This is a genomic window from Streptomyces sp. Ag82_O1-12, assembly GCF_900182715.1.
GTDB lineage: Bacteria > Actinomycetota > Actinomycetes > Streptomycetales > Streptomycetaceae > Streptomyces > Streptomyces massasporeus.
Window position 1 is genome coordinate 3,520,139 of sequence record NZ_FXUW01000001.1, and the last position, 22,168, is coordinate 3,542,306.

The window sequence follows — 22,168 nt, forward strand, 5'->3', positions numbered from 1 at the left end:
TCGACGGGCGGGGGGCGCATGTCGAGGGCAGGGGTGGGCAAGACGACGGGCCTGACGCGCGCCGCGGGCCGGGGGGTCTCCAGCGTACGACGATGCGCGTCCGCGCGGCGGGCCTGTGGATAACGCCCCGTTCCCCCGGAGCGAACACCCGTTCCCCTCGGGGCCGGCTCCTGGGAAGCGCCGTCGTCGAGGCACGCGGCTCCACGGCCCGCAGTCGGCCAAGTGGGGAATCACCCGCCCAACCTTCACGACATCACCCCCACCCGCTGTTTTCGCCCCGGCATGATCGGTCGGACGTCGCTCCCGGCCGTTCTCCGCACCCCTAAGGCACGGCATGTCAGCCCCCTCCCTCCAGGTCGCACGACCTCACATACCGGCGCCGGTCGCCCTCCCCCCGGGTGACCGGCGCCCCGGCCTCGCGCGAGCGGACCACTGGGGTCTCGCCGGAGCTCTCTTCGCCGCCTACACGGTCGTCTCCGTCGGCCGCCACCGGCACATGGCCGGCCTCTCCTGGGACCTGGGCATCTTCGAGCAGGTCGTGCGCGCCTACGCCCAGCTGCGGGCGCCGGTGGCCGACCTCAAGGGGCCGGGGTTCATCATCCTCGGGGACCACTTCAGCCCGGTGACCGCGCTGCTCGCACCGCTGTACCGGCTCTTCCCCTCTCCGGTCACGCTGCTGGTCGCGCAGGCCGCGCTCTTCGCGCTGTCAGCCGTGCCGGTCACGCGGGCCGCCGCCCGGCTCCTGGGCCGCCGCGGCGGGCTCGCACTCGGTCTCGCGTACGGGCTGTCCTGGGGCATCCAGCGCGCCGTCGACTTCGACTTCCACGAGATCTGCTTCGCCGTCCCGCTGATCGCCTTCTGTCTGGAGGCCCTCCTCGCGCAGCGCCCGCGCGCGGCCCTGTGGTGGGCGCTTCCCCTGGTGCTGGTGAAGGAGGACCTGGGACTGACGCTGGCCGCGATCGCGCTCGTCGTCGCCTGGCGGGCGCGCGGCTCGTCGGCGCGGACGGTTCGGTACGCGCTCGGCGTCGCGGTGTTCGGCGTGGCGGTGACGGTGCTCGTCCTGACGGTGATCGTCCCTTCGTTCAACACCGCGGGGGGCTACGACTACTGGACCAAGGTCAGCGATGCGGGCAGCCCCTTCGACGGCCTCGTCACCAAGCTCCGCACGCTCGCCTGGCTGCTCGTCCCCACCACGGGGCTGCTCGCCCTGCGCTCCCCGCTGGTGCTGGTCGCGCTGCCGACGCTCGGCTGGCGGTTCCTCTCCGGCGACGAGCACTACTGGGGCACCGACTGGCACTACAGCGCGGTCCTGATGCCGGTCGTCTTCCTCGCCCTCACCGACGCGCTCCCGGCCGTCCGCCACAGCACGCGCGCGTGGCTTCGCTCCTACGCCGTTCAACTACCGGCCGCGGTCGCCGCGGCGGCACTGGCGCTGACGACCTCCCTGCCGCTGGCGCAGCTCACCGGGGCTGAGGTCTTTCGCAAGCCCGCCGCGGTGTCCGGCGTGGAACAGCTGCTGGCACGGATCCCTGACAACTCCGCCGTCGAGGCCAACATCGGCCCGATCAGCCGCCTCACCTCGCGCTGCCGGGTCTTCTGGCTCGGCGACACCCAGGGCGTCACCCCGGAGTACATCGCCCTGGAGAACATCGGCGACAGGTACCGCGACCCCGTGGGGTACGCCCGGCAGCTGCATCCGCTCGCCGAGTACGACATCGCGGGCGAGACGGGCGGCTACGTGCTTCTCCAGCGGCGCACGGCGGCCGGGGGCTGAAAGCAAGGTGCTCGCCGGAGACTGAAAGCGAGGCGCTGGAGGCTGAAAGCGAGGCTCCGGAGGCTGAGAGCAAGGCTCCGGGGGCTGAAAGCGAGGCGCTGGAGGCTGAAAGCAAAGGCCGCCCCGGAGGCGATGCCTCCGGGGCGGACCATCCTCCGCAACCCCCGTGTGCGGTGGTTCTTGCGCGACGTTCGGCTACTCCGTCGCGATCGCGTTCAGGACATTCATCCGGCCCGCCCGGAACGCCGGGATCAGTGCCGCGAACAGACCCACGAACGCCGAGCTGATGAAGACGCCGATGATCGTCGGCCAGGGGATGTCCAGGACCCCAAGGCCCTCCAGGGCGAGCAGCTGCTGCGCCGTGGCGCCCCAGCCCATGCCCAGCCCGAGGCCCAGCAGGGCACCGAAGAGGGCGATGACGACCGACTCCATGCGGATCATGCGGCGCAGCTGGCGGCGCGAGAGGCCGATGGCCCGCATCAGACCGATCTCCCTGGTGCGCTCCACCACCGACAGGGCCAGCGTGTTCACCACACCCAGGATGGCGACGATGATCGCCAGGGCCAGCAGGCCGTAGATCATGTTGAGCAGCTGGCCGATCTGGTCCTTCAGGGCGTCCTTGTAGTCGGTCTGGTCGCGCACTACGTACTGCGGGTAGTCGTGCAGCGCCGACTTCAGGGACGTGTAGGCGGCGTCCTGCTGCCCGTCCTTGGCGCTGGCGAAGACCAGCGAGTCGAGCGGCATCTTGTCGGCCGGGACGTACTTGGCCATCGTCGAGATGGAGGTGTACATCGCGCCCGCGTCGATCACGACGTCGCTGCTGGTGATCGCCCGGACCGTCAGGTCGGCCGCGGAGCCGTCCTTGAAGGCCACCTTGATCGTGGAGCCGAGGTGGATGCCGTGGTCCTTGGCGAACTTCTCGTGGACCGACATCGAGTCGGGCTTGTAGGCGTCGGGGAGCTTGCCGGCGACCGTCTCGGTGCGCAGGTCGGTCGCGTACGACGGGTCGGCCGCCGTGATCGCCGTGTCCTTGAGCGTCTTGCCGTCAGGGGTGGTGAAGTCGGCCTTGCTCCACTTGTACTCGGTGACCCGCTCGACGTCCGACGCCGACTTGGCGGCCTTGACGGCCTGCGGGGTGATCAGCTGGCCGCTGTCGGACTGGATGATGAAGTCGGTGCCGACGGTCTTGTCGAGCTGGTCGGTGGCGGACGCCACCATGGAGGAGCCGACGACGGACAGGCACGCCACCAGGGCGAGGCCGATCATCAGCGCGGCTCCGGTCGCGCCGGTGCGGCGCGGGTTGCGCAGGGCGTTGCGCTCGGCCATGCGGCCGACGGGGCCGAACATGCGCAGCAGCACGGCGCCCAGGACGCGGACCACGGCGCCGGCGAGCAGCGGGCCGATGACGACGAACCCGATCAGCGACAGCACCACGCCGAGGCCGAGCCACATCGAGCCGTCCTTGGCCTTGTCGGCCTCCGACGCGAGGTAGAGGGCGAAGCCGCCGGTGCCGGTGAGGACCGTGCCGATCGCGGCGCGGATCCAGCCGGCCTTGGCGTCGGCGGGGGCTCCCGCGTCGCGCAGGGCGGCCATCGGGGAGATCTTGCCGGCGCGCCGGGCGGGCAGGTAGGCGGCCAGGACGGTGACGATCACGCCGAGGACGAGGCCGACCAGCGGGGTCGTCCAGGCCACCGTGAGGTCGTCGGTGGACAGTTCCATGCCCATCTGGCCCATGAGCTTCATCAGGCCGACGGCGAGGCCGACGCCCGCGCCGACGCCGAGCACCGAGCCGACGACACCGAGCAGCAGCGCCTCGGCCAGCACGGAGCGGTTGACCTGCTTGCGGGAGGAGCCGATGGCCCGCATCAGGCCGATCTCCCGGGTGCGCTGGGCGACCAGCATGGAGAAGGTGTTGATGATCAGGAAGATGCCGACGAGGAAGGCGATCCCGGCGAAGCCGAGCATCGCGTACTTCATGACGTTCATGAAGCCCTCGACGTCCTTCTGGTTGGCGTCGGCGGTCTCCTTGGCCGTCTTCACCTGGAAGTCGCCGCCGAGTTCGGCCGTGACGTTCTTCTTCAGCTGCGCGTCGCTGACGCCGGTGGCCGCGGTGACGTTGACGTTGGTGTAAACGTCGCTCTCGCCGACCAGGGTCTGCTGGGCGGTCTTGGTGTCGAGGTAGAAGATCGCGGCGCCGGGGTTGGTGACGGTGAAGTCGGCGATGCCGGAGACCTTCGCGGTGTGGGTGCCGACGGCGGTGATCACGCCGATCTCGTCACCGAGCTTCAGGCCGTGCTTGTCGGCGGTGTCGGCGTCGACCATGATCTGGTCGCCGCCCTTGGGCGCCGCACCGGAGGTGATCTTCATGGTGCGGGCGTCGTTGGCGTTCCAGCTGCCCACGATGGTCGGGGCGCCGCTGGAGGGCGACAGGTTGTCCTTGTCGCCGTCGACGACCGTCACCGAGGTGGAGAACACCGTTCCCTCGGCGGACTTCACGCCCTGCGCCTTGCGGACCTCACCCAGCACGGAGGCCGGCATGACCGGCGGCTTGCCGTTGTCGGCGGTCGTCTCACCGGTGTCGGAGGCGCCCTTGGCACCCACCGTCACGTCGGAGGAGGTGGCCGCGAAGAGCTTGTCGAACGTGGTCGACATGGTGTCCGTGAAGACGAGCGTGCCGCAGACGAAGGCGACCGACAGCAGGACGGCGATCGCGGAGAGCGCCATCCGCCCCTTGTGCGCGAAGAAGTTGCGCATCGAGGTCTTCATGACGGTCATGACGTGCGCCCCCGGGCGTCGAAGTCCTTCATGCGGTCGAGGACGGCCTCCGCGGTCGGCTTGTACATCTCGTCGACGATGCGGCCGTCGGCGAGGTACAGCACCCGGTCCGCGTAACTGGCGGCCACCGGGTCGTGGGTGACCATCACGATGGTCTGGCCCAGCTCGTCGACGGACCGGCGCAGGAAGCCGAGGACCTCGGCGCCGGCGCGGGAGTCGAGGTTTCCGGTCGGCTCGTCCCCGAAGATGATCTCCGGCCGGGCGGCGAGGGCCCGCGCCACGGCGACGCGCTGCTGCTGGCCGCCGGACAGCTGGGTGGGGCGGTGCTTGAGGCGGTCGGCGAGCCCGACGGTCTCCACGACCCGCGTCAGCCACTCCTTGTCCGGCTTGCGGCCCGCGATGTCCATGGGCAGCGTGATGTTCTCGATCGCGTTGAGCGTCGGCAGCAGGTTGAACGCCTGGAAGATGAACCCGATCCGGTCCCGGCGCAGCCGTGTGAGCTTCTTGTCCTTCAGACCGGTGATCTCGGTCTCGTCGAGGTAGATCTGGCCGTCCGTCACGGTGTCGAGTCCGGCGAGGCAGTGCATGAGCGTGGACTTGCCGGACCCCGAGGGGCCCATGATCGCGGTGAACTGGCCGCGTGCGATGTCCACGTCGACGTGGTCGAGGGCGACGACACGGGTCTCACCGGATCCGTACGCCTTCACGACCTGCCGCGCTCGCGCGGCTACGGCCGTACGCCCTCCAGTACCCCCGTGCCTGGGAATGGTCACAGCCGAAGTCACGGTATGTCTCCTATATCGGTCAGCAGATGGTGAAGGTGGTCCCCTGGTCGACAGCCGCTGTGCGCGGTGCCGGACCAGGAGTCCGTTCGTCGCGTTGTCAGTCTCGCGGCGGGGAGGGGTCCCGCGCCCTGGTGTTCAGCGCAGTCTTTCGCTGTGGAAAACCCCACCCCCGCCGGTGTGCCAACCGCCCCCCGGCGGCGTAAAGCCAGGTTAAGGACGAGCGCCCGCCCGTCTCGTCCTCCGCCGGTACGAACCCTCCCCAGGTCGTAGTACGGAGGTACCCCTAGGGGCAGTCCACCGCAGGGTGGAGGCGGTCTCAGGGTTTGCTCCACCCTGCGGCCCGGTCAGGCTCCACCCTCCCGCTGCGTAAGGGTCAAGTGGGAAGCTGTCCGCGGCAGGTAGGTGCAAGGGGCAGGCATACGACGGGACCCGTGGCGCGGGCGCGGCCGGGGCGAGGGGGAGGCACCAGGGTGGGCAGCACCAGTTCGGCGGCACGCGAGGCCGCACGTCCCGCCACGACCGGCCGGCGCGGAGCCGTCGTCGCGGCGCTGATGCTCTCGATGGCGCTGGCGGCGCTCGACGCGACCATCGTCTCGACGGCCGTCCCGCAGATCGTCGGGGACCTCGGCGGTTTCTCCGTCTTCTCCTGGCTGTTCTCCGGCTATCTGCTGGCCGTGACCGTCACCCTTCCCGTGTACGGCAAGCTCTCCGACACCTTCGGCCGCAAACCGGTCCTCATAGCGGGGTCGGTGGTCTTCCTGCTCGGGTCCCTGCTGTGCGCGGTGGCCTGGAACATGGAGGCGCTCATCGCCTTCCGCATCGTGCAGGGCCTGGGCGGCGGCGCGCTCCAGGGCACGGTGCAGACCCTCGCCGCCGACCTGTATCCGCTGAAGGACCGCCCCAAGATCCAGTCGAAGCTGTCGACGGTGTGGGCGGTGTCCGCGGTCGCCGGCCCGGGCCTCGGCGGGGTGCTCGCCGCGTACGCGGACTGGCGCTGGATCTTCCTGATCAACCTTCCGATCGGCGCGGTAGCGCTGTGGCTGATCGTCCGTCACCTCCACGAGCCGGAGCCGGAGGCCACCGCGCGCGCACGCGTGGACTGGGCGGGTGCGCTGGCGGTGTTCGCCTGCGGCGGCGTTCTGCTCACGGCTCTGGTGCAGGGCGGAGTGGCGTGGCCGTGGCTGTCGGTGCCCTCACTGACGTTGTTCGGTGCGGGACTCGCCCTGGTCGCGGTCGTGGTGCTGGTGGAGCGCCGGGCGGCGGAGCCGATCATCCCGGGCTGGGTGTGGCGGCGCCGTACGATCGCCGCGGTCAATCTGGCCCTGGGCGCGCTGGGCCTGCTGATGGTCGCGCCGTCGGTCTTCCTGCCCACCTACGCCCAGTCGGTGCTGGGCCTCGCCCCCGTGGCCGCCGGATTCGTGCTGTCCGTCTGGACGTTGAGCTGGCCCGTGTCGGCGGCACTGAGCCAGCACGTGTACCGCAGGATCGGCTTCCGCAACACGGCGATGCTGGGCATCGGCACGGCCGCGCTGATCCTGTTCGCGTTCCCCTTCCTGCCCTGTCCCGGGCAGGCGTGGCAGCCGACGCTGCTGATGCTGCTGCTGGGCGCCGCGCTGGGCCTGTTCCAGCTGCCGCTCATCGTCGGTGTGCAGTCGACCGTGGGATGGGCGGAGCGCGGCACGACGACCGCGTCCGTGTTGTTCTGCCGCCAGACCGGCCAGACGATCGGCGCCGCGGTGTTCGGGGCGGTCGCCAACGGGGTGCTGGCCGCCAGGCTCGGCGGTGCGGGCGACCTGGACTCGGTGACGCGGGCGCTCGATTCGGGCACGGCGCCGGAGGCGACCCGGCGCGCGATCGCCGACGCGGTGCACGCGGTCTACCTCGGCGCGGCGGGGGCGGCGGCCCTGGCGTTCCTGGTGCTGCTGTTCCTCGCGCCCCGGAAATTCCCGGTGCTCAAGGACTGAGCGTCCGTATCCTCACGCCCATGGTGACCTTGGAACCCCTGCGGGCGGATCACGCGGACGCGCTGCTGGCGTTCGAGCGGGAGAACCGGGCGTACTTCGCGCGTACGGTGCCGGACCGCGGGGACGTCTTCTTCACGCCGGCAGGGTTCGCCGCCCGCCTCCGGGCGCTCCTCGAGGAGCAGCACGCGCGTGTGTGCCGCTTCCATGTGGTCCTCGGGGAGGACGGCGAGCTGATCGGCCGGGTGAACCTGATGGATCTGGCGGACGGCAGCGCCGAACTCGGTTACCGCGTCGGCGAACAGGCCGCGGGCCGGGGCGTGGCGACGGCGGCCGTCGCGCAGGTGTGCCGGCTGGCGGCGACCGACTACGGCCTGACGTCCCTCACCGCGCGCACGACCCTCGACAACCCGGCTTCCATGAGGGTCCTGGCCCGCAACGGCTTCACGTGGGTGGAGAACACGACGGTGGGTGGACAACCGGGGGTCCGCTACGTGCGCCGGTCCCTCGACAGTTCCCCTGACAGCCCTTAGGGCACCCCTAGGGCGCGACCCCGACCCGCTTCCGGGTCCGCACACTCTTTCGGGTGACGCGGAGTGACGGGCCGTGCGTGTCCGCTGGTGGCATGGACTTCAACAGGCGCACAGCGATGGCGGCGGGGCTCGGGGCGATGCCGGCAGCAAGCGGCGGCACCGCCCGGGCGACCGCGCCCGGGACAGTGGCGGTGCAGGGCGAGTCCGCGGTGCGGACGAACATTGGGGTGGCGAGGGGCCGCCGGCCCCCCGGCCGGCACTCGTACGCGTGTCTCCCGCTCCGCCCGCGCGGTCCACCCGCCACCAACCGGCCGTGCGGCGACGGTCACCCGGCGCGGTCGGCGTCAACTTCACACCCCTCGCAAGCAGTTCAGTCCCGCGTCGGACCCACCGGCGGCCGGCCTTCCGGGCGGCGCTCGACGACCGCTCCGAAGTACCGGCGCCCGTGGCGCTGATCCACCTCAGGTGACACGCCGGGACCTGCGAAGAATCCGAGTTAACGCGGGTAACACCCGAGGTCGGAAAGGTAAGCGCGTACCGACCGATCAGTTTGCCAAAACCCTCGCGCTGGACCCCTACCCCGCAGTAGCGTGCGTGGCTCCCGCCCCCCACCTCCCTGCGGCCCGCCGCACCGGATCAAACCCTCGCAAGGAGAACCGGGATGTCCTACGACCCGTCCCCGTCCTACCCGTACCGACCACCCGATCCGCCCCCGTCCTACGACCCGTACACGTACGACACCTACCCCTGGGCACCGCAGGAGGCGCCCGAACCGGCCGGACGGCGTCCCCAACGCCACACCGCGCTCGGGCACCACAGCGACCTCCGTGTCCTGCGCAGCGCCTACCGCTGGCAGCGACGCGTGGCCACGCTCACGGCGCTCGGCTACTTCGTCCTGTTCCTGATCCTGTCCGCGTTCGCACCGTCGTTCATGACGAGCACCGTCACCGACGGCCTGCCCGCCGGCCTGCTGCTCGCGCTCATCCAGGTCCCCGTGACCTGGCTGGCGATCGCCCTGTACGAGCAGACGGCCCGACGCCGCGTCGACCCGATCGCGGACCGGATACGCAAGCACGCCGAGCTGGACGCGAAGCGGGAGGGGACACGGTGAACACCGACTTCAGCGGCAACGCCCAGGCCATGTCCCTGGTCGGCTTCTCCGCCGTCGCCACGATCACGCTGCTGCTGTGCGTGATGACGGGCCCGGACCGGGACGACCTGGACGAGTTCTACACCGGTTACAGCTCCTTGTCCCCCATGCGCAACGGCCTGGCCATCGCGGGCGACTACATCTCCGCCGCGACCGTCCTCGGCACCGGCGGCGTCATCGCGCTGTTCGGCTACGACGGGATCGTCCTGGCTCTGAGTACGGCCCTGTCGCTGATGCTCCTTATGTTCCTGCTGGCCGAACCGCTGCGGAACGCGGGCCGGTTCACCATGGGCGACGCGCTGACCCGCCGGATGCCGGGACGCGGTGTCCGCATCGCGGCCTGCGCGGTGACCCTTGCGGCGTTGCTGCCGCTGATGCTGGTCCAGTTGGCGGGGACCGGGCAGCTGATGGCGTTCATCCTCGGCTTCTCCGGCGAATCGCTGCAGACCGGCTGCATCATCGGCGTGGGCGCGCTGATGATCAGCTACGCGGCGATCGGCGGCATGAAGGGCACCGCCCTCATCCAGATCCTGAAGATCGTGATGCTGCTCGGCTCCGGCATGGTGGTCGCGGTGCTGATCCTCAACCGGTTCGACTGGGACCCGGGCGCCCTGTTCGCCGCGGCCGCCCAGAACAGCGGCGTGGGCTCGTCGTTCCTCTCCTCGGGCCTGCAGTTCTCCGGCGGCCCCAGCCCCGACCTGGACATGATCACCGCGCAGCTGACGGTGGTCCTCGGCGGTGGCGTCCTGCCGCACGTCACCATGCGTATGTACACGGCCTCCAGTGCCCGGCAGGTGCGGCGCTCGATGTCCTGGGCGGTGTCGGGCGTGGCCCTGTTCGTGCTCGTCATGACGGTCGTCGGCTTCGGCGCGACCGCGCTGGTCGGGCGGGAACTGATCGCGCAGGTCGACCCGCAGGGCAACACGGCGTATCTGCTCGGATCGCAGGCGGCGTTCGGCGCGGACGTGTCGTCGGCGGAGACGTTCCTGTTCACGACCGTCACCACGGCAGTCTTCCTCACGCTGCTCGCTTCCGTCGCCGGCATGATCCTGGCCTGCGCCAACTCCCTCGCGCACGACGTGTTCGCGGCGCGGGTGCAGGAGATGTCGCCGCGGCGGGAGATGACCGTGGCGCGGCTGTCGGCACTGGCCGTGGGCGTCCCCGCGATCCTCCTGGCCACCCAGGTCCAGCACCGCAGCCTGCAATGGCTGGTGACGCTGTCCTTCTGCCTGGGAGCCTCGGCCATCGCGCCCGCGCTGGTCTACAGCCTGTTCTGGCGCCGCTACACGCGAACGGGCCTGCTCAGCACGCTCATCGGCGGCTCTCTCGCGGTCCTGCTGCTGATGCCGGGCACCAACCTGGTCTCCGGCTCACCCGTCTCGGCCTTCCCCGAGGCCGACTTCAACTGGTTCCCGTTCACCACCACAGGCCTGGTCTCCATACCCCTGGGCTTCGCCTGCGGCTGGCTGGGCACGATGGCCTCCGGCCACCGGAAGTCGGAGGAACAGCGTCACCAGTACGAGGCGGTGGAGGGCTGGATCCTGGCGGGCGCGGCCCGCAGGGACCAGTGACCCCGGCGGCACGGCGCATTGCTCGCGGCTCAGCTCGATTCCCCGAGGCTGACCGCCGGGGACGGCTCGCCGTGCCGCGGGGCGGACGGAGAGCCCGACCGGCACACCGGGCCGGGCTCGTCAGCGGCTGGCGGTTGGCGGTTGGCTGGCTTTATGGCGACTGGCGGTTGGCAGTTGGTGGGTGGTTGTCCACATAGGGCCGGACTACGGAGTCACCACTCCCTGCAGCCTGGGCGGCGGCTGCGCCACAGGCGGCCGCCGTCGGCCTCACTCCGCCGCCACCCGCCCCGCCCAAGCCGTCAGGCTGGAGTGGACGCGGTCGATGTGGGACCGGGCGGCGTCTCGTTGCTCGGCGTGTTCGCCGAGGAGCCGGTCCGTCTCCTCCGCCACGTTCTCGGCGTGCTCACGGGCCTGGGCGACCAGCTCCGCCGCATGGGCGTGGGCCTCCTCCTCCAGGTCGCGGGCGGAGTCCTCCGCGTCGGCGAAGGCGTTCTCGGCGTCGGACAGTGCTTCCTCGGCGCGCGACACGGCCTCCTCGTCGTGCGCGTCCAACGCAGCCTCGCGGGCGGCATCCTCGCGCTCCGCCTGCGCCCACCGTTCGGCGTGCTCCTTGGCCTGCTCGGCCAGCATCCCGGAAGTGCGCCGGCACATCTCCCGCAGGGCGGCCACCGCCTCGCCTCGTTCTTCCTCCGCCTCACGCCCTGCCACGCCCCGGATCTCGTCGGCCTCGGCGTCGGCGGCGAGCAGCCGCTGGCGGGCGCGTTCGTCGCCGTCGGCGCGTACGGCATCGGCGTACGCCTGGGCGGACTCGCGCACGCCGGCCGCGGTCGACCGGGCCGCGTCCACGCGTTGCCGCGCTTCCCGCAGCGCTTCCTCCCGCACGGCAGCGGCCTCCTGCTCGCCGAGTTCGAAGAGTTGCCGTGCACGCTGCCCGAGCGTCTCGTAGGTCTGCGGGGCCACCCGGGCCACGGCCTCGCGCAGCCGCTCCAGTTCCTCGCCCATCCGCCGGGCGAGCACCGTCAGGCGGGCTGCCCTCTCCCAGGCCGCATCCCGGTCCGCGGAGAGGGCCTCGGCGTACGCGTCGACCTGCTCGGGACGGTAGCCGCGCCCCCGCACGGCCGTGAAACCGTGCGGTGACGCCGTCGCGCTGCTCATCCGGGCCCCTCTCCACCACACCGATGCGCGGGCAAGCGCATCGATGCGAAGTCGCGCTAGAAATGGGATGATTTCGCGCACATCTTGGTGGATCAGACGGAAGTGTTCATAACGCGACACTCCGCACAGAGGTCACGGGCCCACGGCCGGTACGGGCCGTCAGCCCCAGGTGGTGCCCGCGGGCTCCTGGATGGTCGTGTTGATGCGGTTGAACATGTTGGTGACCGAGACGGTGAGGATCAGGGCGGAGAGCTCCTTCTCGTCGAAGTGGTCGGCCACCTCGTCCCACAGCGCGTCCGGCACCGACTCCCCCGAGAGGTCGGAAAGCCGCGTCATCGCCTCCGTCAGCTTCAGCGCGGCGCGCTCGGCGTCCGAGAAGAAGGGCGCGTGCCGCCAGGCGGCGACGGCCGCGATGCGCTCCTCGCTCGCCCCGGCCTTGCGGAGGTTGGCCACGTGTCCGTGCACGCAGGCCCCGCAGCCGTTGATCTGGCTGGCGCGCAGCCCGACGATCTCCGCCACGTCCGGTGCCAGGCCGCCCTCCCCGATCGCCTGGAAGAGGGTGCCGATGCCCTTCATCGCGCCGGAAAGGACGTACGCCGGGTTCGTCATCCGTGCCTGCATGATCTCTGCCTCCTGGGTCGGCGGTGCGTCGTGCGTCGCTGTCACTGCACTGACGGAACGGCGGAGACAGATGTGACAGCCCGGCGCGAAGAATCCTCGGCACGGGCATGAAAAGAGCCGGGCCCGGTCGTACGAGCGACCGAGCCCGGCTCCTTGTGGCACGTCAGCGGCGAGGCGTCACAGCAGTCCGTCCCACATCTGCTCCAGCAGCACCGACCACCAGCTCTCCGGCGACCCCAATGCCGCCGGGTCGAGCGCGGCCAACTGGGCCTGGAAGTCGACGGTCCAGCGGCCCGCCTGCTCCTGGTTCAGCCCGAACCGCAGCCGCCACATCCGCCCGAGCAGCGCCAGACAGCGCGCGAACTCCGGCAGCCCGGTGTTCACGAACTGCGGCGGCACGGGCGCTCCACCCGGCCCCGCCTCCACCGGCACGGCGACGATGTTCGCCGTGCCGTACTGCACGCAGATCGCCTTGCCGAAGTCGCTGCCCATCACCAGGTAGGAACCGGCGTCCGAGGCCGGCTGCACCCCGCGCTCGGCCGCCAGCTCCGCCAGTGTCGGAACGGGCCGGCCGGGCTGCGCCTGCGCCCAGAAGAACGGGCCCATGTCCATCGGCAGTCCGGCCGCCACCAGCGTGTGCGCCACCACCGGCGGCACCCCCTGCCGCGACACGGCGGCCTGCTCGAACCGGAACACCCCCGGCCCGAACGCGGCCCCCAGCTCCTGCCCGATGGCCTCCGGCGGGATCGGCGGCACCATCTGCACCGGCGGCAGCGGAGCGCGCACCGGCGCGGGGCGCGCCGGGCCGTCCGCCACCTGGTGCAACTCGCCCTGGTGGGCCAGCAGCTGCTGCATGCCCTGCTGCCGGCTCGCGTGGTCCGTGCCGTACGGCGCGATGCTCGCGATGCGCGCCTGCGGCCACTGCTCCCGGATCATCCGCGCGCAGTACGCACCCGGCAGCTCGCACGACTCCAGCTCGGTGTGCAGCTCCAGCACCTGGTCCGGGGGCACGTTCATGGCCCGCAACTCGTGGAAGATCTGCCACTCCGGGTGCGGCGTACCCGGCGCGGAACGCCGGATCAGCTGCTGCTCGGAACCGTCCTGCGCGCGGTAGCGCAGCACGGCCTGATAGCCGGGCCCGACCGTCGGCTGCCCGGTCGGCTGCTGCGGATAGCCGTACGCCGGCGGCTGCCCGGGGACGGGCTGGCCGGGCGGCGACATCGTACCCGGGGGCATCGCGCCGGGCGGCATACCGGGCGGCACCGCACCCGGCATCCCCGGCGGCATCGGCTGCGCACCGGGCGTGCCAGGGGCGGCGGGTGGTGCGCCGGGAGCCTGCGGCGGCGGAGGCACGCCGGGACCGCCCGCCGGGGGCGCGGCCAGCATGGTCTCCGCATGGTGCACGGGACCCGGACCACCGGGAGCACCAGGGGCACCCGGAGGCTGCGGCGCACCGGGAGGACCGGGTGGGTGGGGAGCACCCGGCGGGTTCGGCATCCCCGGGGGCTGGGGGGCACCCGGAGCACCCGGCGCTCCAGGGGGAGCCGGAGGCTGCGGCGCACCCGGGCCCATCCGGCCCGGGTCGGCAAGCATCGTGGCAGCGTGGTGGACACCGCCGGGCGGCGTACCGCCCGGAGCGCCCGGAGGCTGCGGCGCGCCCGGAGGACCGGGCGGGTTCGGCGCACCGGGAGGACCGGGCGGGTTCGGCGCACCCGGAGCACCAGGAACCCCCGGCGGCGGCAGCGGCGTGCCCGTTCCCGAAGAGTCCCCGGATCCGGATCCGGATCCGGATCCACCCGGCCCGTCAGGCCCGAGCGCCGACACCATCTGTGTGGGCACGTAGCCGCCCGCGGGAGTGCCCGGCGCCCCGGGCCCAGACGGCGAAGGCGTGCTGCCCGGCTGAGCACCGGGCGTCCCCGGGGCACCCGGAGGAGGCGGAGTGGACGGACGCGCCCCCCGCCGCCCGGGCGGCGGAGCGGCCTTGCTGGTCGCGGCGTCGGCGATGTCCCCGGCGTTCGGAGCGGCCCCCGGCCCGGCGGCCGGCGGAGGTGTACTCCCCTGCGGGGCCTGCGGATACCCGTACGGCTGCCCGCCGGGCACGGGCGGAGGCGTACTGCCCCGCGGCACACCACCGGGCGGCGTCCCCGGCATACCGCCGGACGGCATCCCCGGCGCACCACCAGGCGGCGTCCCCGGCCCACCCGGAGCACCCCCCGGACCTGCCGGACCTGCCGGATAGCCGTACCCGGGACCACCAGGCGCGGGTGCGGGCGCCGCTCCCGGCCCCTGGGCGTTCGGGTCGTCGACCGCCGGCGACAGCGCCGTAGACGGCAGCTGACTGCCACCCGACATCAGAGTCGTCTTGGCCTCGGGCGTGGCCGAGGGCGGCGCGGTGTCGCTGTCGGCCCCGCTCAGCGGCGGCGCGAAAACCGTCGCCGGCAGCGGCACGGAACGGTCGTCACCGGCGTCCGCGTTGGTGTCCGTGCCGGCCCAGGGCGTCGCCCCCGCAGGCACCGACGGCGCCGCCGGAGCCCCGGAAGGACCCGCGTCGGCGTCGGCGTCACCGCCCCCGGCCGCCGGCCACGAGGCACCACTGCCCGGCGCGGCCGGCGCACCCTGCGCGGGAGTCGCCGAACCGGAAACAGGACCGGAACCAGAACCGGAAGCAGGACCGGAAACAGCACCGGCACCAGAGCCGGAACCAGGCCCGGAACCAGAGCCGGAATCCGACCCCCCAGCGGCAGTAGCCGCCTGCTCCCCGGCTCCAGCCCCCACACCCCGACGATCCGGAATCCCCAGCTTGTCCGCCGCATCCTGCAACCACTCCGGCGGAGTCAGCAGGAACGACGTCTGATTCAGATCCACCCGCGCGGCAGACGCCGCCGGTGCCGGCTCGTCCACCGTGTCCGGACGGCCGTACTCCTCCTCGTACCGGCGGATCACCTCACCCACCGGCAGCCCGGGCCACAACGTCGCCTCGCCACTGTCCCGCGCGATCACCAGCCGCTGCGCACCACCGTCCGACCGCGGCCCGTCCGCCCGGTCCTCGGCCCACACCACGAACCCGAGATCGAACTCCCGCACCCGCACCTCACGATGCTGGTACGACGCCAGATCCCCGTTGATCCACTCTTCCGCACGCTCCTGCGCCTGCGCGAAGGTCACCATCGCCGACCTCACTCCCCCACGGCCGGGGACGACACCGCACCCACCGGCACCACACGCGCGAACCCGCCGTCCACCATCAGGTTCGCCACCGTCTCCAACTCCGGCGGATTGCCCGCCAGCCGCGACAGGAAGACATCGAAGTCGTCCCCGCACGACAGCAGCAACCGCTCCACGCGCTCCGCCGGCGGCACCGAGGGATCCACGTCCCGCGCGTCGTCGTACGCGCAGAACCACACCGAACCGATGCGCTCGCCCTTGACCTTCACGGCCAGCAGGCCGCCCTGGACGAACGCGATCCCCAGATAGTCCTTGGTCAGATGGTCACGCAGACACTTGTTGACGTACACCAGGTCATTGACCGCCGCCTCGTCGCGCACCGTGAAGAACGGCTGGTCCACCAGCAGCCCCAGCTCCGCGTCCAGCGCGGCACCCACCGGCGCACAGCCACCCGCCGCCTTCAGGAACGACCGGTACGCACCCGGCAACCGGTAGCCGAGGTCCTCCTCGACGCCCTGCACCTGCGACTCCGTCACCGCGACACCCGACTTCGGCAGCCCGAAATGCGCCGGACGCGTCTCCTGGAGCGGCCGCGTGCCCCGCTTGGAATGGTCGACACCCGACGTCGTCACACCCCCGTGATGCCTCAGCAGCGCCTTCACCTCGACCGGAACCAGCTCCAGCCGCCGCGTGCCCACCACGTGGTGCCACGTCCAGCCGTGCGGCGTCGCCACCGCCGGCACCGTGTCCCACAACTCGTGCCCGGACGCCGACAGCGCCGTGTTCGCCGACACATAGTCCGTCAGCCGCAACTCGTCGACACCGAAACCCTCCGGCGGCTCCGCGATCTCCGCGGCCGCGCGCGCGTAAGCCGAGAAGTCGGGGTAACCGTGCTCGTCGACCCGTACCCCTCTCGGGTGACGCGCCGCCCGGACCGGATCCGGGAAGTGCACGACCTGCCCGGCGTAGGCCGCGTTCGGCGGCGCGGCTTGCTGCCCGAGCCGACCTGTCGTCATGGCGGTTGCCCCCTGCGGCACTCTGTACGACCCGTATTGACCACCCTTGGCGCACTACGACCCGTATCGACTGTCACTGCACGCGTCCGACCGCGGATCACCCTCCGGTTCACTGCATCGAGCCCCGAACGGATCACCGCATCACCCGCGGTGCCGACAGCCTATGCGGTACGACGACACCGGTCACCGGCACCGGTCAGCACCCCCTCCGCTTCCGTGACCAGGCGTCACCCCACCGTGACGGCACACCCCGCTATGGGCGTGTCGCCGCGCCCCAGCTTCCGCACCAGCCACGGCATTTGGCAGTCTGTGACCCCCGGGGGGATGCACGGAGGGGAAGACGATCATGAATGCCACGCAGACGGGACCACACACCGGCAGGTCCGCCGACCCACGAAACGGCGACCCCCGAGGCGGCAGCCACGGCACCGGCCCCCAGGCAGGCGGCCCACGAGCCACCGACCCGCTGGGCGGCGACCCCCGCATCGGCTGGAGCGCCACCGAGGCAGCCCACGCCCCCGCCCTCCGGCACCGCCGCGACGGCATCCTCCCCACCGTCGCCGCCGCCCTCTCCGTCCGCGGCGCCACCCTCACCGGCACCGCAGCCCGCGGCGACACACCCCCCGCCCTGCACCCCCTCGTCCAGGACTTCCTCGACACCCTCACCAGCGCCCAACGCGACCGCTACACCGGCCGCTGCGCCGAAACCATCCTCATCTCCCGCCACATCGCCGCCGCCGACACCGCCCGCAGCAAACGCGCCGCACGCAAACCCATGACCAACGGCGAGGCACGCAAAGCCCTCAAGCAGGCCAAACTCACCGCCCGACGCATCCGCGAGGACGGCGACCCCCTCCACGGCAGCTTCGCCACCCCCTGCCGCGCCTGCACCGCGCTCAGCGCCCACTTCGGCGTGCGCATAGTCGACCCCGCGTCCCAGAACGGCTGACGCACCCCACCCCCACAGCACCAGACACCCCGGCGCGCCCTCTCGCGCCACCCCATGACCTCGACGAGACGAAGGGCGCATGCACGCCGACCGCACCTCCACCACCCGCTTCGCCGTACCCGTCGACGCCGCCCTGCGCGCCGCCGGCTGGCAACCCGGACGCTGGGACATCAAACAAGCCGAGATCTGGGCCGACGCCCTGCGCGACCACGCCTCCCCCGCCGGCCACCGCCACACCGTCTTCCCCGCCGCCGTCGAGGCCTGGGCCGAATTCGGCGGACTCCACATCACCCCCACCGGCCCCGGCCGCCAGGTCGCCCCCGCCCACCTCCACCTCGACCCACTGCACGGCCTCCACATGGCCCGCACCCTCGGCGACCTCGGCCGCGCCCTCGGCACCGACGTCTGCCCCCTCGGCGCCGAAACCGACAGCCAGGCCCTCCTCGCCATCGACACCGACGGCCGCGTCTACACCCTCGACCACACCGGCGACTGGTACCTCGGCCCCGACATCGACCAGGCCCTCGCCACCCTCATCGCCGGCACCGCACCCGCCCGCCTCACCACGAACTGAGCACCCAGCCGCGTCACGTCACGACGCCGGAATCACCGCCGACACCCGGAAACCCCCCGCATCCGTCGGCCCCGACACGAACACACCACCCAGCGCCGAAACCCGCTCCCTCATCCCCACCAGACCGTTCCCACCCGACGGCAACCGCGCCGACGACGCCGCCTCCTCAGGCGGCTCGTTCTCCACCTGCATCGCGATCTCCGACACCCGATGCGCCAACCGCACATACGTCTTCGCCCCGGCCGCGTGCTTGTGGACGTTCGTCAACGCCTCCTGCACCACCCGATACGCCGTCCGCTCCACCTGAGGCGCATACGACCGGACATCCCCCTCCACCGACAACGCCACCACCATCCCCGCCGCAGCCGACTGCCCCACCAACTCCTCCAGCTCCGCCAGACACGGACCCTCGTCATCCGCCGCCCGCGAAGCCGCCGCAGCCGCCGCCGCGGCCACCCCCACCGCAGCCAACGGCACCGACGACGCCGGCTCCCGCCGCTCACCCCCACCGCTGCGCAGCACCCCGAGCATCTCCCGCAGCTCCGTCAGCGCCTGCCGCCCCATGTCCCCCACCAGCGCGGCGTTCTTCACGGCCTTCTCGGGATCCTTCCGCGCCACCGCCTGCAGCGCCGCCGCATGCACCACCATCAGACTCACCCGATGCGCCACGACATCGTGCATCTCCCGCGCGATCCGCGTCCGCTCCTCGTTACGGGCCCACTCCGCCCGCTCCTCAGCCCGCTCCGCGAGCAACTGAAGCTCCCGCTCCAGACTGTCCGCCCGCTCCCGCAGGCTCTCCATCAGCCGCCGCCGCGCCCCCACATACAGACCCAGCAGCACCGGAGGCGCCGTGAAGCCCAGCGACATCGTGATCGCCGCGAACGGCACGAACCAGTCCCCTACGTCCAGGTCCCCCCGCGACATGTCCTGCCGCGTCTTCACGAACGTCACGATCAACGTCCCCACCAGCGACATCCCCGCCAGCGAGGCGATGATCCGCCGGGGCAGCTCGGCCGCGGCCAGCGTGTACAGGCCGACGATGCCCATGACCAAGCCCATCTCGGCGGGCGTGATCGCGATCGAGACCAGCACCACGGCGATCGGCCACCGGCGCCTCACCAGCAGCACGGAACCGGCCAACACCCCGAAGACGACCCCCGCCGCCACCGGGATCCCCGCGTCCCGCGCGAACGGGATCCCCTCCAACGCGCACTCCAGCGCGGACACCACGGCCAGGCTCGCATCGAACACGGCGCTACGCCGCCTGGCCCACCACCACGGCCCTCCCCGGGCCGTCACATGGTCTTCCCCCGTCGCGGTCATGCCTCCCAGCCTAAAGGCGCCCCCCGCCCGCTTTCCGGTGAGTTTCCGGGACTGGCCCACACCACACTCCGTGACCGTTCGGCTGCGATACCACCCGATATCCCTCGAACTGCTGAATCGCTCACCGTTCGACCCCGGAAGCGATCATTCCGCCCGGACGGTATGCGTATGACACATGCATCCGGCAAGTACGCCGACTTCGAAGGGCTGCGGGAGAAGGCGGTGGCACTCCGCCGCCAGGGCCTCAGCCTCCGCCAGATCCGCGACGAGCTGAAGATCTACAACAACGACGTCCTCAACCAACTGGTGAAGGGCGAACCGCCCCCGGCCTGGACGAAACGCCCCCGGGCGAAGGACGACCTGCGGGAGAGGGCGAGGGAACTCCGCCTCCAGGGCTGGACGTACGACCAGATCGAGGTGGAGCTGGGGTGCTCGAGGAGTTCGGTGTCGCTTTGGGTGCGGGATCTGCCGAAGCCGGAGCCCCGCTACACGCCGGAGGAGCAACGCGCGCTGATGCAGGCGGGCCTCGCACGCCTCCGCGCCACACAGGACGAGGAGCGCCGACGAACCAGGGAGAACGCACGGCAGGAAGCAGGCACGCTCACGGACCGGGAACTGTTTCTGACAGGAGTCGCGCTGTACTGGGCCGAGGGTTCCAAGAGCAAGTCCTACGACAGGCGTGAGCGAGCCATCTTCGTCAACAGTGATCCCGGCGTGATCCGGGTCTACCTGGCCTGGCTGGACCTGCTCGGGGTGAGCCGGGAGCGCCTGCGCTTCCGGGTACTCATCCACGAGTCGGCGGATGTGGACGCAGCCCATCGCCATTGGGCCGGCATCGCGGGCGTCGAAGCGTCGACCTTCGCCAAGCCGACCCTCAAGAAGCACAACCCCAAGACCGTCCGCAAGAACACCGGTGACGACTACCACGGCTGCCTGGTCGTCACCGTGGCCCGAAGTGCCGAGCTGTACAACCGCATCGAGGGCTGGTGGAGCGGCATCGTTGCCCACGCCGAAGCACGTCTCCGGTAAGGTCTGAGGCGCTGTCCCCCGTGGTGTAACTGGCAGCACACTGGTTTTTGGTACCAGCAGGACAAGGTTCGAATCCTTGCGGGGGAGCCCTCAGAACACACCTTCTCGGTTCGGGTCCTGGCCGACCGCCCCTCGGTCAGGACCCGCACCCATGCCCCCCACAAAACCCCCCGGTATCCTGCGGATGTCACCCCACCCCATCCACAGCCGAAGGGCATCCCGTGAGCGCCAACCGCCCGGCAGCCGTCGTCGTTCTCGCAGCGGGTGAGGGCACCCGTATGAAGTCGGCCACACCCAAGGTCCTGCACGAGCTCTGCGGCCGCAGCCTCGTGGGCCATGTGCTCGCCGCCGCGGGCGAGCTGACCCCCGAGCACCTGGTCGTCGTGGTCGGCCACGCCCGCGAGAAGGTCACCGCCCATCTCGGGGACATCGCCCCCGAGGTCCGCACCGCCGTGCAGGCGGAGCAGAACGGCACGGGGCACGCCGTGCGGATGGGTCTGGAGGAGCTGGGCGGAGCCGTCGACGGGACGGTCGTCGTCGTGTGCGGTGATACGCCCCTGCTGACGGGCGCGACCCTGCAGGCCCTGGCCGCCACGCACTCCGCCGACGGCAACGCGGTCACGGTGCTGACCGCCGAGGTGCCGGACGCGACGGGATACGGGCGGATCGTCCGCGACGACGCCACCGGGGCCGTCACCGCCATCGTCGAACACAAGGACGCCACCGATGCCCAGCGGTCGATCCGTGAGATCAACTCGGGTGTGTTCGCGTTCGACGGGCAGTTGCTGGCGGACGCGCTGAAGAAGGTGCGGACGGACAACAGCCAGGGCGAGGAGTACCTGACGGACGTGCTCGGGATCCTGCGTGAGGCGGGGCACCGGGTCGGGGCGTCGGTGGCCGGTGACCACCGTGAGATCGCCGGGATCAACAACCGTGTGCAGTTGTCGGAGGCCCGCCGGATCCTGAACGACCGGCTGCTGACCGAGGCCATGCTCGCCGGTGTGACCGTCATCGACCCGGCGACCACCTGGATCGACGTCACGGTCACCTTCGAGCAGGACGCCGTCGTGCACCCGGGCACGCAGCTGCACGGCACGACGCATCTGGCCGAGGGCGCGGAGGTGGGGCCCAACTCGCGGCTGACCGACACCCGGGTGGGTGCGGGTGCGCGGGTCGACAACACCGTGGCCGCGGGTGCCGAGGTCGGTGCGGACGCGACGGTGGGTCCGTACGCGTATCTGCGTCCGGGGACGCGGCTGGGCGCGAAGGGCAAGATCGGGACGTACGTGGAGACGAAGAACGCGTCGATCGGTGACGGGACGAAGGTGCCTCATCTGTCGTACGTGGGTGACGCGACGATCGGTGAGCAGACGAACATCGGTGCCGCGAGCGTGTTCGTGAACTATGACGGCCAGGAGAAGCACCACACGACCATCGGTTCGCACTGCCGGACGGGCTCGGACAACATGTTTGTGGCGCCTGTCACGGTGGGGGACGGTGCGTACACCGCTGCCGGGTCTGTGATCACGAAGGATGTGCCGGCGGGTTCGCTGGCCGTGGCCCGTGGTCAGCAGCGGAATATCGAGGGTTGGGTGGCTCGGAAGCGTCCGGGGAGCGCGGCGGCGAAGGCGGCCGAGGCGGCTTCCCGGGAGTCGGCCGGCGAGGGCTGACCGGAAACCGACGCCTGAAACACGGCGTACGGTGATAGGTGCACACCCGCACCCCCACCAGCTGAGACGGCCTCCGGCAAGCCGGCTGCGAGGTTTCTCGACACCTAGCTGCGACAC

Annotated in this window: 16 protein-coding genes and 1 tRNA gene; 10 read left to right on the forward strand and 7 right to left on the reverse strand. The window is 71.5% G+C overall.

What is annotated here, in order from left to right; genetic code table 11:
- Nucleotides 1–334: 334 nt before the first annotated feature.
- Nucleotides 335–1,774 carry a DUF2079 domain-containing protein gene (locus tag QOL88_RS16010; RefSeq protein WP_097217074.1) on the forward strand — a complete coding sequence of 480 codons (1,440 nt, stop codon included), beginning with the start codon at nucleotides 335–337 and terminating at the stop codon, nucleotides 1,772–1,774.
- A gap of 195 nt (nucleotides 1,775–1,969) precedes the next feature.
- Here the strand turns inward: QOL88_RS16010 and QOL88_RS16015 are convergent, their stop codons facing one another.
- The gene (locus QOL88_RS16015) at nucleotides 1,970–4,549 is read right to left on the reverse strand and encodes an ABC transporter permease (protein ID WP_097217075.1); all 2,580 of its coding nucleotides are present in this window, start codon (nucleotides 4,547–4,549) and stop codon (nucleotides 1,970–1,972) included.
- Nucleotides 4,546–5,334 (reverse strand): ABC transporter ATP-binding protein, encoded by a 789-nt coding sequence (locus QOL88_RS16020; protein WP_030844842.1) that lies wholly within the window; start codon nucleotides 5,332–5,334, stop codon nucleotides 4,546–4,548. The genes QOL88_RS16015 and QOL88_RS16020 overlap by 4 nt, the downstream gene beginning before the upstream one ends.
- A 470-nt stretch (nucleotides 5,335–5,804) precedes the next feature.
- Here QOL88_RS16020 and QOL88_RS16025 point away from each other — a divergent pair, with 470 nt between their 5' ends.
- From QOL88_RS16025 to QOL88_RS16040, 4 genes are all read left to right on the forward strand, one after another.
- A complete protein-coding gene (locus QOL88_RS16025) occupies nucleotides 5,805–7,298 on the forward strand; it encodes an MFS transporter (RefSeq protein ID WP_097217076.1) in 1,494 nt (497 codons plus the stop codon).
- A gap of 20 nt (nucleotides 7,299–7,318) precedes the next feature.
- A complete protein-coding gene (locus QOL88_RS16030) occupies nucleotides 7,319–7,828 on the forward strand; it encodes a GNAT family N-acetyltransferase (protein WP_097217077.1) in 510 nt (169 codons plus the stop codon).
- A 661-nt stretch (nucleotides 7,829–8,489) separates the two neighbouring features.
- Nucleotides 8,490–8,939 carry a DUF485 domain-containing protein gene (locus QOL88_RS16035; RefSeq protein WP_097217078.1) on the forward strand — a complete coding sequence of 150 codons (450 nt, stop codon included), beginning with the start codon at nucleotides 8,490–8,492 and terminating at the stop codon, nucleotides 8,937–8,939.
- Nucleotides 8,940–8,968: 29 nt separating this feature from the next.
- The gene (locus tag QOL88_RS16040; protein WP_373559343.1) at nucleotides 8,969–10,549 is read left to right on the forward strand and encodes a sodium/solute symporter; all 1,581 of its coding nucleotides are present in this window, start codon (nucleotides 8,969–8,971) and stop codon (nucleotides 10,547–10,549) included.
- Nucleotides 10,550–10,816: 267 nt separating this feature from the next.
- Here the strand turns inward: QOL88_RS16040 and QOL88_RS16045 are convergent, their stop codons facing one another.
- From QOL88_RS16045 to QOL88_RS16060, 4 genes are all read right to left on the reverse strand, one after another.
- On the reverse strand, nucleotides 10,817–11,704 hold the full coding sequence (locus tag QOL88_RS16045; RefSeq protein ID WP_097217080.1) for a cellulose-binding protein: 888 nt from the start codon (nucleotides 11,702–11,704) through the stop codon (nucleotides 10,817–10,819).
- Nucleotides 11,705–11,863: 159 nt separating this feature from the next.
- Nucleotides 11,864–12,325, reverse strand: coding sequence for a carboxymuconolactone decarboxylase family protein (locus QOL88_RS16050; RefSeq protein ID WP_097217081.1), 462 nt, complete (start codon nucleotides 12,323–12,325; stop codon nucleotides 11,864–11,866).
- 177 nt (nucleotides 12,326–12,502) lie between these two features.
- Nucleotides 12,503–15,493, reverse strand: a complete 2,991-nt coding sequence (locus QOL88_RS16055; RefSeq protein WP_097217082.1) for an SUKH-4 family immunity protein — start codon at nucleotides 15,491–15,493, stop codon at nucleotides 12,503–12,505.
- A gap of 8 nt (nucleotides 15,494–15,501) precedes the next feature.
- A complete protein-coding gene (locus tag QOL88_RS16060) occupies nucleotides 15,502–16,506 on the reverse strand; it encodes an SMI1/KNR4 family protein (protein ID WP_097217083.1) in 1,005 nt (334 codons plus the stop codon).
- Between the two features lie 346 nt (nucleotides 16,507–16,852).
- Here QOL88_RS16060 and QOL88_RS16065 point away from each other — a divergent pair, with 346 nt between their 5' ends.
- On the forward strand, nucleotides 16,853–17,455 hold the full coding sequence (locus QOL88_RS16065; protein ID WP_097217084.1) for a YwqJ-related putative deaminase: 603 nt from the start codon (nucleotides 16,853–16,855) through the stop codon (nucleotides 17,453–17,455).
- A 79-nt stretch (nucleotides 17,456–17,534) separates the two neighbouring features.
- Nucleotides 17,535–18,029: an SUKH-3 domain-containing protein gene (locus QOL88_RS16070; protein ID WP_097217085.1), complete on the forward strand. Its 495-nt coding sequence runs from the start codon at nucleotides 17,535–17,537 to the stop codon at nucleotides 18,027–18,029.
- Between the two features lie 18 nt (nucleotides 18,030–18,047).
- Here QOL88_RS16070 and QOL88_RS16075 read toward each other — a convergent pair whose 3' ends face one another.
- Complete coding sequence (locus tag QOL88_RS16075) at nucleotides 18,048–19,352, reverse strand: sensor histidine kinase (RefSeq protein WP_097223021.1); 1,305 nt, start codon at nucleotides 19,350–19,352, stop codon at nucleotides 18,048–18,050.
- A 168-nt stretch (nucleotides 19,353–19,520) separates the two neighbouring features.
- Here QOL88_RS16075 and QOL88_RS16080 point away from each other — a divergent pair, with 168 nt between their 5' ends.
- The 3 genes from QOL88_RS16080 (at nucleotide 19,521) to glmU (ending at nucleotide 22,051) form a co-directional block, all read left to right on the forward strand.
- Nucleotides 19,521–20,381, forward strand: a complete 861-nt coding sequence (locus QOL88_RS16080) for a hypothetical protein (RefSeq protein ID WP_097217086.1) — start codon at nucleotides 19,521–19,523, stop codon at nucleotides 20,379–20,381.
- Between the two features lie 14 nt (nucleotides 20,382–20,395).
- Nucleotides 20,396–20,468 (forward strand) — tRNA-Gln (locus QOL88_RS16085).
- Between the two features lie 134 nt (nucleotides 20,469–20,602).
- Nucleotides 20,603–22,051 carry a bifunctional UDP-N-acetylglucosamine diphosphorylase/glucosamine-1-phosphate N-acetyltransferase GlmU gene (gene glmU / locus QOL88_RS16090; RefSeq protein WP_097217087.1) on the forward strand — a complete coding sequence of 483 codons (1,449 nt, stop codon included), beginning with the start codon at nucleotides 20,603–20,605 and terminating at the stop codon, nucleotides 22,049–22,051.
- Nucleotides 22,052–22,168: the final 117 nt, after the last annotated feature.